The sequence below is a fragment of the Streptomyces sp. SID4985 genome (assembly GCF_009863025.1).
In the GTDB taxonomy this organism is placed as follows: domain Bacteria; phylum Actinomycetota; class Actinomycetes; order Streptomycetales; family Streptomycetaceae; genus Streptomyces.
The window spans coordinates 1-10,871 of the sequence record NZ_WWIR01000137.1 but is presented as its reverse complement, the minus strand read 5'-3'; the positions used below and the strand labels follow the sequence as shown (position 1 = coordinate 10,871).

Annotated in this window: 8 protein-coding genes and 1 pseudogene; 4 read left to right on the top strand and 5 right to left on the bottom strand. The window is 73.0% G+C overall.

Going from position 1 to position 10,871, the window contains the following annotated elements:
- On the top strand, positions 1-489 hold a 489-nt coding region (locus GTW40_RS05405; RefSeq protein ID WP_161178999.1), incomplete at its 5' end, for a phosphotransferase.
- A 28-nt stretch (positions 490-517) separates the two neighbouring features.
- Here the strand turns inward: GTW40_RS05405 and GTW40_RS05400 are convergent.
- Positions 518-1,240 carry a 3'-5' exonuclease gene (locus GTW40_RS05400; RefSeq protein WP_161178998.1) on the bottom strand — a complete coding sequence of 241 codons (723 nt, stop codon included), beginning with the start codon at positions 1,238-1,240 and terminating at the stop codon, positions 518-520.
- 100 nt (positions 1,241-1,340) lie between these two features.
- Positions 1,341-2,579, bottom strand: coding sequence for an SAV2148 family HEPN domain-containing protein (locus GTW40_RS05395; RefSeq protein WP_161178997.1), 1,239 nt, complete (start codon positions 2,577-2,579; stop codon positions 1,341-1,343).
- A gap of 413 nt (positions 2,580-2,992) precedes the next feature.
- Between GTW40_RS05395 and glgX the strand changes: the two genes are divergently transcribed.
- The gene (gene glgX / locus GTW40_RS05390) at positions 2,993-5,101 is read left to right on the top strand and encodes a glycogen debranching protein GlgX (RefSeq protein ID WP_161178996.1); all 2,109 of its coding nucleotides are present in this window, start codon (positions 2,993-2,995) and stop codon (positions 5,099-5,101) included.
- Positions 5,102-5,210: 109 nt separating this feature from the next.
- Positions 5,211-7,586 carry a malto-oligosyltrehalose synthase gene (gene treY / locus GTW40_RS05385; RefSeq protein ID WP_202485426.1) on the top strand — a complete coding sequence of 792 codons (2,376 nt, stop codon included), beginning with the start codon at positions 5,211-5,213 and terminating at the stop codon, positions 7,584-7,586.
- A 20-nt stretch (positions 7,587-7,606) separates the two neighbouring features.
- On the opposite strand, the gene GTW40_RS05380 is transcribed toward treY, so the two are convergent.
- A complete protein-coding gene (locus GTW40_RS05380) occupies positions 7,607-8,023 on the bottom strand; it encodes an SSI family serine proteinase inhibitor (RefSeq protein WP_161178995.1) in 417 nt (138 codons plus the stop codon).
- A 95-nt stretch (positions 8,024-8,118) separates the two neighbouring features.
- On the bottom strand, positions 8,119-8,670 hold the full coding sequence (locus GTW40_RS05375) for an FHA domain-containing protein (protein WP_161178994.1): 552 nt from the start codon (positions 8,668-8,670) through the stop codon (positions 8,119-8,121).
- Between the two features lie 190 nt (positions 8,671-8,860).
- Between GTW40_RS05375 and treZ the strand changes: the two genes are divergently transcribed.
- Entirely contained in the window at positions 8,861-10,606 is a 1,746-nt protein-coding gene (gene treZ, locus GTW40_RS05370) for a malto-oligosyltrehalose trehalohydrolase (protein WP_161178993.1), read from the top strand.
- 39 nt (positions 10,607-10,645) lie between these two features.
- Here treZ and GTW40_RS05365 read toward each other — a convergent pair.
- Positions 10,646-10,871, bottom strand: a pseudogene (locus GTW40_RS05365) (aminoglycoside phosphotransferase family protein); the annotation flags it as partial.

Genomic DNA, 10,871 nt, shown 5'->3' with positions numbered 1-10,871 from the left:
CTGCTGGGCGGGGTGGAGCGCTGGCTGCGGCTCGCGGGCGACGCGATCGATCCGGCGGACGCGGAGTATCTGCGCGCCCGCCGCGACGGCTTCGCCCCGGCGGCGGCCGCGCTGACCCCGCATCTGACACCCGGTCCGATCCACGGCGACGCGCTGCCGCGCAATGTGCACATCGGCCCCGAAGGACCGGTCCTGGTCGACCTGGAGACCTTCTCCGCCGACCTGCGCGAGCACGACCTCGTGGTGATGGCCCTCTCCCGCGACCGCTACGGCCTGCCCGCCGGGAAGTACGACGCCTTCACCGAGACCTACGGCTGGGACGTGCGCGAGTGGGAGGGCTGCTCGGTGCTGCGCGGCGCCCGCGAGACGGCCAGCTGCGCCTGGGTGGCCCAGCACGCGCCCGCCAATCCCAAGGCGCTGGCGGAGTTCGAGCGCCGGGTGGCGTCGCTGCGGGACGGGGACGAGTCGGTGCGCTGGTACCCCTTCTGAGCCCGGGGCTCTCAGGAACCGGGCCGCCTCAGACCCGCTCCTCCACCAGTTCCCGCACCGGCCAGGTGCCGTCCACCACGGCCTCGGTGTCGCCCTTGCGGCGCAGGAAGCCCTGGAAGTCGGCCGCCCAGGCCGCGTACCACTCGATCTGGCGCCGGTGCAGCTCGGCCGGGCCGAGCGCGGCGATCTTGGGGTGCCGCTCGGCTATCGCGACGGCGAGGCGGGCGGCGGCGAGGGCGTCGGCCGAGGCGTCGTGGGCGGTGCCGAGGACTATGCCGTACTCGGCGCAGACCGCCTCCAGGTTGCGCTTGCCGCGGCGGTAGCGGTCCACCCAGCGGTCGATCGTGTACGGGTCGACCACCGGGCCCAGCGGCTCGCCGCCGAGCCGCTCGGACAGCGACGGCAGCCCGTGGCGGCGCAGTTCGGCCGAGAGGAGGGTGAGGTCGAAGGCGGCGTTGTAGGCGACGACCGGGACGCCTGCCTGCCAGGAGGAGGCGAGCGCGTCCGCGACGGCGTCGGCGACCTCGTCGGCCGGGCGGCCCTCGGCGGTGGCGCGTTCGTTGCTGACGCCGTGCACGGCGACCGCGTCGGCCGGGATCTCCACGCCCGGGTCCGCGAGCCATTCCCGGCGGCCCGTGAGCTCGCCCGCCCGGACCTCCAGAACGGCGGCGGTCACGATGCGCGACTCCTGCGGGTCGGTTCCGGTCGTCTCCAGGTCGAAACCGGTCAGTGCTTGGCGGTGCCAGGCCATGGGTGTCCCCCTTCGTGGTGGTGCGTTCCCCCAGTGGCCTCCACCATGGCACGCGGCACTGACAATCCCGGGGCGGCCCCCGCCTCCCGACGGGACGAAATCAGGACACCGGGCGCGAATCGACCCAAGCCGTCTCGAATTCCTCACGGTAGGTCGGGAACAGTCCGGATTCGCCCACCTGGTCGGGGCGGACCACCCGGCTGCCGCCCCGCAGCACCAGGACCGGCGACTCCATGCCCCGCGCCCCGCGCAGATAGGACTGCACCACGCCGACCCCGTCCGCGCCGTCGCCGTCCACCAGGTAGGCGGTGAAGCGCGGCGTCTCGTCGTACACCTGGATCTCGAAGGCGCCGGGGTCGCGCAGCCGGGAGCGGACCCGGCGCATGTGCAGGATGTTCATCTCGACCGAGCGGCTCAACTCGCCGCGCTTCATGCCAAGTTCGCGCTCGCGACGCTTGACCGCGCTGGAGGCGGGGTTGAGGAAGAGCAGCCGCACCCGGCAGCCGGTCTCCGCGAGCCGGACCAGGCGGCGCCCGGAGAAGTTCTGCACCAGCAGGTTGAGCCCGATGCCGATGGCGTCCAGCCGCCGGGCCCCGCCGAACAGGTCCTCCGCCGGGAACTGCCGCATCAGCCGCACCCGGTCGGGGTGGACGGCCACCACGTCCGCGTACCGGTCGCCGACCAGGTCCTCCACCGCGTCCACCCGCAGACGGCCCGCCGAGGGCACGTCCCCGCCCGCGCCGAGCAGTTCGAGGAGCCGGGCCGAGGCGCGCTCGGCCTGACCGAGGACGGCCTCGGACAGGGCGCGGTTGCGGGAGACGACGTTGCGCGTCACCTCCAGCTCGTCCAGGGCGAGTTCGAGGTCGCGGCGCTCGTCGAAGTACGGCTCGAAGCAGGGCCAGTGCTGCACCATCAGCTCGCGCAGCTGGGGCAACGTCAGGAAGCTGAGCACGTTGTCGTCGGCCGGGTCGAGCAAGTAGCCCTTGCGTCGGCTGACTTCACGCACCGCGACGGCCCGCTGCACCCATTCCTGTCCGGCGGGTCCGGCGGCGGCCACCACCCAGTCGTCGCCGTGGACGGGCTCGTAGACCGGGCGCAGCACGGCGGCCACGACGGCGCGCAGCCGCTGTTCGACGAGGTTCAGCCAGATGTAGGCCCGGCCGGCCCGCTGGGCGCGGGTGCGCACCTCCCGCCAGGCGCTCGCGTCCCAGTCCAGTTCCGGTCCGATCGACCCCGCGTCCATCGGCCGTGCCAGGGACACCGCGCCGGGCGGGACGTCCGTGGAGCTCCCCTCGTGACCCTCGCCACCAGGGGGCAGCTCCAGCCCTCCCGAGCCCACCCTGCACCGCCTTCCGTCCCCCGGACCTTCCCCGTCCCAACGATCAAGGAAGGGTACTCCGGGAGCGGCGGGCGGTGCAGCCGGATCGTCAGGTCGGTTTCCCAACTTCCCCGCCGCCAGTGGCCGTTCCGCGCCGCGCGGACGACGGGAGTGAGCGGATTCATAGCGGTGAGGGCGCCGGGGCGGCCGCGTCCCCGCAGGTACCGGCGCCGGCGGGCCGTCCTGGCACCGGGGGCGACGCGGCGGAACCCCACGTTGACCCGGCGCCGTGTCCCGGCCGATATCCGTCCGGCTCGCGACCGAGGCGCCATGGGGGCGCCGGACGGGGTAGTCCTCTGAGGGTTCCTCACTTTCGGGGAGACTCGCCGCCGACGCGCCCCCAGCGGGGCCGCCCACCTGAAAGAGTCGTGTCCATGCAGGTCTGGCCTGGAGAGGCGTATCCACTCGGTGCCACCTATGACGGCGCCGGAACCAACTTCGCGGTCTTCACGGAGGCCGCCGACCGAGTAGAGCTGTGTCTGCTGCACGACGACGGCTCCGAGACGGCGGTGGAACTGCGCGAGAGCGACGCGTTCGTGCGGCACGCGTACGTCCCCGGCATCATGCCGGGCCAGCGCTACGGCTTCCGTGTGCATGGCCCCTACGAGCCCGGGCGCGGACTGCGCTGCAACTCGGCCAAGCTGCTGCTCGACCCGTACGCCAAGGCGGTCAGCGGGAAGGTCCGGTGGGGCGAGGAGGTGTACGGCTACCACTTCGACGCCCCGGACCAGCGCAACGACCTGGACTCGGCGCCGCACACCATGGCGTCGGTGGTGATCAACCCGTACTTCGACTGGGGCGACGACCGTCCGCCGCGCACCGACTACCACCACACGGTGATCTACGAGGCCCACGTCAAGGGCCTGACCATGCGTCACCCGGACCTGCCGGAGGAGCTGCGCGGGACCTACGCGGCCCTCGCCCACCCCGCGATCATCGAGCATCTGACCAAGCTCGGGGTGACGGCCCTGGAGCTGATGCCGGTCCACCAGTTCGTGAACGACCACCGCCTTGCCGACATGGGCCTGACCAACTACTGGGGCTACAACACCATCGGCTTCTTCGCCCCGCACAACGCCTACGCCTCCTGGGGCGACCGGGGCCAGCAGGTCCTGGAGTTCAAGTCGGCGGTGCGGGCGCTGCACGAGGCGGGCATCGAGGTGATCCTCGACGTGGTCTACAACCACACCGCCGAGGGCAACCACCTGGGCCCCACACTGTCGTTCAAGGGCATCGACAACCCCTCGTACTACCGGCTGGCCGAGGACCCGCGCTACTACATGGACACCACGGGCACCGGCAACTCCCTGCTCATGCGCTCCCCGCACGTCCTCCAGCTCATCATGGACTCGCTGCGGTACTGGGTCACCGAGATGCGCGTCGACGGCTTCCGCTTCGACCTCGCGGCCACACTGGCCCGGCAGTTCCACGAGGTGGACCGGCTGTCGTCGTTCTTCGACCTGGTACAGCAGGACCCGGTGGTCTCCCAGGTGAAGCTGATCGCCGAGCCATGGGACGTGGGCGAGGGCGGCTACCAGGTGGGCAACTTCCCGCCGCTGTGGACCGAGTGGAACGGCAAGTACCGCGACACGGTACGGGACATGTGGCGGGGTGAGCCGCGCGCGCTCGCGGAGTTCGGCTCCCGGCTCACCGGCTCCTCCGACCTCTACCAGGACGACGGCCGCCGCCCGCTCGCCTCGGTCAACTTCGTCACCTGCCACGACGGTTTCACCCTGCGCGACCTGGTGTCGTACAACGAGAAGCACAACGCGGCCAACGGCGAGGACAACCGGGACGGCGAGAGCCACAACCGGTCCTGGAACTGCGGGACCGAGGGCGACACCGACGACCCTCAGGTGCGCGAGCTGCGCACCCGGCAGACGCGGAACTTCCTCGCCACGCTGATGCTTTCCCAGGGCGTGCCGATGATCAGCCACGGCGACGAGTTCGCCCGCACCCAGCGCGGCAACAACAACGCCTACTGCCAGGACAACGAGCTGTCCTGGGTCGACTGGCCCGAGGACGGCGGTGAACTCCTTGAGTTCGCACGGGCGATGGTGTGGCTGCGCCGCGACCACCCGGTGTTCCGGCGGCGCCGCTTCTTCCACGGCCGCCCGGTGGAGGGCACCCACGACGAGCTGTCGGACGTCGCCTGGTTCACGCCCGAGGGCGAGGAGATGACCCAGCGGGACTGGGACTCGGCGCCCGCGTCCGCGCTGACCGTGTTCCTCAACGGCAACGCGATCTCCGAACCGGGGCCGCGCGGCGAGCGGATCACGGACGACTCGTTCCTGCTGATGTTCAACGCCTCGCCCGAACCGCTGGACTTCGTGGTCCCCGCCGACCACGGGCGGCAGTGGCAGGTGGTCGTCGACACCGCCCGGCCGGACGGGGTGCCGCCGAACACGGGGCCGAAGGTGGCGGGGGGCGAGCGGATCACCCTGCCGGACCGGAGCATGACGGTGCTGCAACGGCCCGCGTGAGCGGACCGGGGGCGGTCCGCGCGGGCGCATGGCCGGTCCGCGCGGGTCGCCGCTGGTCCGTACGGGGACCGATGACACGAAAGCGGGCGCACGGGGTACGTAGCAGAGCATGACTGCTGCCGCGCGACCCCGGCCGGGCGTGCCCACGGCCACCTACCGACTCCAGCTCCAGCCCTCGTTCCCGTTCGCCGCCGCCGAGGCGGCCGTCCCCCATGTGGCGGAACTCGGCGTCTCCCACCTGCACCTCTCCCCGGTCCTCGAAGCCGTACCGGGTTCCACCCACGGGTACGACGTGGTGGACCCCGGGCGCGTGCGCGAGGAACTGGGCGGCGAGGCCGGGCTCCGCTCGCTCGCGCGGACCGCGCGGGAGCACGGGCTCGGCCTGGTGGTGGACATCGTGCCCAACCACATGGCGATGGCCCCCCGGTACAACCGCGCCCTGTGGGAGGTGCTGCGCGAGGGCCCCGAGTCGCCGTACGCCCGCTGGTTCGACATCGACTGGGAGTCGCGCGGCGGACGGCTGCTGCTGCCCGTGCTCGGCGCCCCGGTCGGCGCCGTACGGGACGAGCTGGTGGTCGACGGCGACGTGCTGCGCTACCACGACCACGCCTTCCCGCTCCGCGCGGGCACTGGGCACCTGCCGCTGCCGGAGCTGCTGGACGCGCAGTGGTACCGCCCGGTGTGGTGGCGGCTGGCCCGCACCGAGCTGAACTACCGCCGCTTCTTCAGCATTTCGGAGCTGATCGGGGTCCGCGTGGAGGACCCCGAGGTCTTCGACGCGACCCACGGGACGATCCTGCGGCTGCTCGCGGAGGGGGTGATCGACGGGCTGCGCGTGGACCACCCGGACGGCCTCGCGGACCCGGACGCCTATCTGGCTCGGCTGCACGAGGCGACCGGCGGCCGCTGGACCGTGGTGGAGAAGATCCTCGCCGACGGCGAACGGCTGCCCGCCTCCTGGCCCGTCGCGGGCACCACCGGCTACGACGCCCTGCGCCATATCGACGGCCTCTTCACCGACCCCCACGGCACCGGTGAACTCCTCGACCACTACCGGGCGTTCGCGGTCCCGCAGACCGACCGGGGCGGCGACTGGGACGCCACCGTACGACGCGCGGCCTACAAGGTGCTCACCCACGAACTGGCCGCCGAGACCGACCGTCTCACCCGCGCCGCCGTCCGCCTCTGCGCGGCCTCCCCCGACCTCGCCCTGCGCGACCGCGCCCCCTGGGCCCTGCGCACGGCCCTGGAGGAACTGCTCGTCCGGCTGCGCGTCTACCGCCCGTACGCCTCCGAGGACGCCGCCACGGTGATCACGCCCCAGGCGGCGGAGGAAGCCCGGCGTGCCTTCGCGGTGGCCGAGGAGGCCAAGGCGGTGGATGTCGTACGGGCGCTGCTGACCGGTGAGGACGACGGGTCGGTCCCCGAACTCACCGAGTTCCGCACCCGGTTCGCGCAGACCGCGTCGGCGTTGCGCGCCAAGTCCGTGGAGGACACGGCCTTCTACCGCTATGTGCCGCTGCTGTCGGTGAACGAGGTCGGCGGCGATCCGGGCCGACCGGGCGTCTCACCGGCCGAGTTCCACGCGTACTGTGCCCGCCTGGCCCGCGACTGGCCCGGTACCGGCACGGTCGTCACCACGCACGACACCAAGCGCAGCGCCGACGTCCGGGCCGCGCTCGCGGTGCTCGGCGAGTGCCCGGGCCGCTGGGCCGCCCTGCTCGCCGACCTCTCCCGCACCGGTGACCCCGCCCCGGACGGTCAACTCGCCTGGGCCGCCTGGCAGACGGTGTTCGGCCTGGGCCCGGCGGAGGAGGAGCGCGTCCGCGAGTCCCTCCTGAAGCACGTGCGCGAGGCAGGCACGTACACGAGCTGGACGGAACGCGAGGCGCCCTACGAGGAGGCGGTCACCGCGTTCGTCGCGGCGGGCCCCTGCGGACCCCCCGGCGAACGCGTCGCCGCTCTGCGCAAGGCCCTGGACCCTCACATCCGCGCCAACGTCCTCGGCACCGCGCTGGTCCATCTGACGATGCCGGGCGTCCCCGACGTCTACCAGGGCACGGAGGCCGAATACCGGTCCCTGGTGGACCCGGACAACCGCCGCCCGGCCACCTTCCCCGCGAAGGCCCCCGGCGAGAAGGGCGCCCTGACGACGGCGGCCCTGCGCCTGCGCGCCCGTCGCCCGGGCGCCTTCGGACCCGCGGGCACGTACACCCCCCTGCCCGCCGAGGGCCCGGCCGCCGACCACTGCCTGGCCTTCTCCCGCTCCGACGAGGTGATCACGGTGGTGACCCGCCTGTCCCTCCGCCTGACCGAGTCCGGCGGCTGGCGGCAGACGACCCTCTCCCTGCCCCCGGGCCGCTGGCGGGACGTCCTCACGCCTGACCGGGAGTTCAAGGGCTGCGTACCGGTGTCGGACCTCTTCGGCCCGCTGCCGGTGGCGCTGCTGGAGCGGGCCGAGGACGAGGATTCAGAAGCTCCCTGAGGACGTCCCGTGGTCGTCCGTCACGCGTCCAGCGCGAACACCGCTCCCGTCTGCGCGGACATGACGCACCCGTTGGAGAAGGTGTGGGTGTACTCGACCCGGTGGCCGTGCCAGATTCCGGAGGCGTGGGCGGTGACCGGGGCGTAGAGCATCGTGCAGAAGACGTCCTTCGGCGGGATGCGGTTGATGTCGCCGCCTGCGGCGGTGAGTTGGGCGCATGCCTCCCTCGCGTGGGCTGTGCCCCGGGGCGGGTCGCACAGGAGGAGGGCGCTGCGGGAGCCGGGCGCGAGGGTCTCGCCCTGGCTGACGGTGAGGTGGAGCCAGCCGCCGGGGAAGGCGGGACTGGAGGCAGCGGAGGCCGGTGTCGCGGTGAGGAGGCCGAGGGCGGCCACCAGGGCTCCGGCGGCCGCCGCTGTCGCACGGGTGAGAGGGTTCATGCCCGGTGCATCGGCACGGCCGGGCGGGTTCCGCAGCGGGGATCACCCGAACGATAGGCCCCCACCCCCATGAGGGAACGCCAGTTCGAGCTGCCTCAGCTCGCCGACAGCCGGTACGTGATCTTCCCGAAGCCGACCTGGTCGCCGTCCCGCACGACCGTCGCGCCGAGCACGCGGTGGCCGTTGACCGTGGTGCCGTTGGTGGAGCCGAGGTCGCGCAGGACCCAGAGGCCGCCCTGGTGGCGGAGTTCGGCGTGGACGCGGGAGACGGTGTCGTGGTTGAGGCGCAGCCCGTTGGCAGGGTCGCGGCCGATGCGCAGGGGGTGGCCGTGGCCGGGGTGGGGCAGCAGGAGCTTGGGCAGCCGCTCGGCCTGCCAGGCCCTGCGGAGTCGTACGGTGAAGCCGGAGACGGCCTCCACGGTGCCGAACAGGGCGCGGGCGAAGCCCTTTCCGCCGGGCAGGTCCGCGGTGACGGCGGCGAGTTCGGCGTGGCTGCGCGCGGCGAGGACCAGTTCCATGCGCTGCAGGAACGTGTCGTGTGACATCCGGCCCATGGCGGCGCCGTCGCGCAGGACCCGCAGCGCCTTGTCGCGCTCCGCGTCGGAGATCCGCGCGGCGCGGACGGGGAACTCGAAGGACGACGTCACGCTGCTGATTGTCGGTCAGGCGGCCCGTGGTGTCCAGATCAGGAAGTCCGCTCCCCCTGCGCGCACTTACGTGCCCCTCGCACGCCCCCGCGACACCCGCCCGGAAAGCCCTGATCCGACGGCGGATTGATCGCTTTCGCGGCACGATGGACGGACTACCTCACGATGAGCAGACGAAGGGGAACCGTCCGTGCAGTTCGAGGTGTGGGCACCACAGGCAGAACGGGTCACGCTCCGGTGCGGAGAGACTCAGCAGGCGCTGGCGCGCGATCCGGGGCGCGCGGGATGGTGGACGGGGGAGGCCGACGCGGCGGACGGCACCCGGTACGGCTTCGCGGTGGACGACGGCCCCGAGCTGCCCGATCCGCGCGCGCGCCGCCTGCCGGACGGCCCGGACGGGCTCGGCGCGGTCGTGGACCACGACCGCTACGAGTGGCGGACCCCCTGGACGGGACGCGGGCTGCCGGGCGCGGTGCTCTACGAGCTGCACGTCGGCACCTACACCCCCGAGGGCACCCTCGACGCGGCGGCCGACCGCCTCCCCCACCTCGCGGACCTCGGCATCACCCACGTCGAGTTGATGCCCCTGTCCTCGTTCCCGGGCGAGCACGGCTGGGGTTACGACGGCGTGGCTCCCTGGGCGGTGCACGAGCCGTACGGTGGCCCCGAGGCGCTGAAGCGGTTCGTGGACCGGGCGCACGCGCTGGGTCTCGGCGTCGTCCTGGACGTCGTGCACAACCACTTGGGCCCGTCGGGCAACCATCTCCCCGCGTTCGGACCGTACTTCACCGACACACACCAGACTCCGTGGGGTGCGGCGGTGAACCTGGACGCGCCCGGTTCGGACGAGGTGCGCGCGTACTTCCGGGAGAGCGCGCTGGCCTGGCTGCGGGACTACCGCCTTGACGGGCTGCGGCTGGACGCCGTGCACGCGCTGCACGACACCCGCGCCCGTCACTTCCTCGAAGAGCTGTCGGAGTCGGTGGACGCGCTCGCCGCCGAGGTGGGCAGGCCGCTGTTCCTGATCGCCGAGTCCGACCTCAACGACCCCCGGCTCATCACCCCGCGCGCCGCGAACGGCCTGGGGCTGCACGCCCAGTGGAACGACGACTTCCATCACGCCCTGCACACCGCGCTGACCGGTGAATCCCAGGGCTACTACGAGGACTTCGCGGCCGCACCCTTCGCCGCGCTCGCCAAGACGCTCACCGGTGGCTACTTCCACGACGGCACGTACTCCACCTTCCGGGGGCGCCGGCACGGCCGTCCGCTGGACCGTGCCCGGCTCGGCGGACACCGGCTGCTCGGCTACAGCCAGACCCACGACCAGATCGGCAACCGCGCCCAGGGCGACCGCCTTTCGGCCCGGCTCTCCCCCGGTCTGCTGGCCTGCGCCGCCACGCTCACGCTCACCGCGCCGTTCACGCCGATGCTGTTCATGGGCGAGGAGTGGGCGGCGGGCACGCCCTGGCAGTACTTCACCGACCACACCGATCCCGAGCTGGCCGAGGCCGTACGGCGGGGCAGGCGGCGGGAGTTCGCGGCGCACGGCTGGTCCGAGGACGAGGTGCCCGACCCGCAGGACCCGGCGACGAGGGAGCGGTCCTGCCTGGACTGGTCGGAGCCGGAACGCGCCCCGCACGCCCGCGTCCTGGACTGGTACCGGCGGCTGATCGCGCTGCGCCACGCGTACCCCGACCTGACCAGCCCCGGCCTCGCGGGCACCAACGTGGCGTACGACGCGGACGCCCGCTGGCTGGCGTTCCGGCGCGGGGACGTACGGGTCGCGGTGAACCTGGGCAGGGAACCGGCGCCCATCCCGCTCGGCAGCGGCCGTATGGAGGTCCTCGCCGCGTGGGACGAGATGGAGGCGCCGGGCGCGGACGGACGGCTCCGGGTGCCGGGCGAGTCGTGCGTGGTGCTGACGCGGGTCTGAACGCACCTGATCCACAACGGACTTGACGGCCGTTGCGGCTCACTCGAACTCGGTGACCCGCTCCAGCAGGATCGGCTCCCAGGCCCGCCGCAGCCGGGCGCGCAGCAGTGTCGGGTCCTCGGAGGTGCGGCCGTCGAGGCGGTCGGCGAGGCGGACGAGGGTGTCGCAGCGGGCCAGCCACAGCCCGCGCAGACAGGGGCGGGCGCCGTAACCGGCGAGGGTCGCGGCGCGGACGGCGGCCGGGGCTCCGACGGCTGCGGCGAGT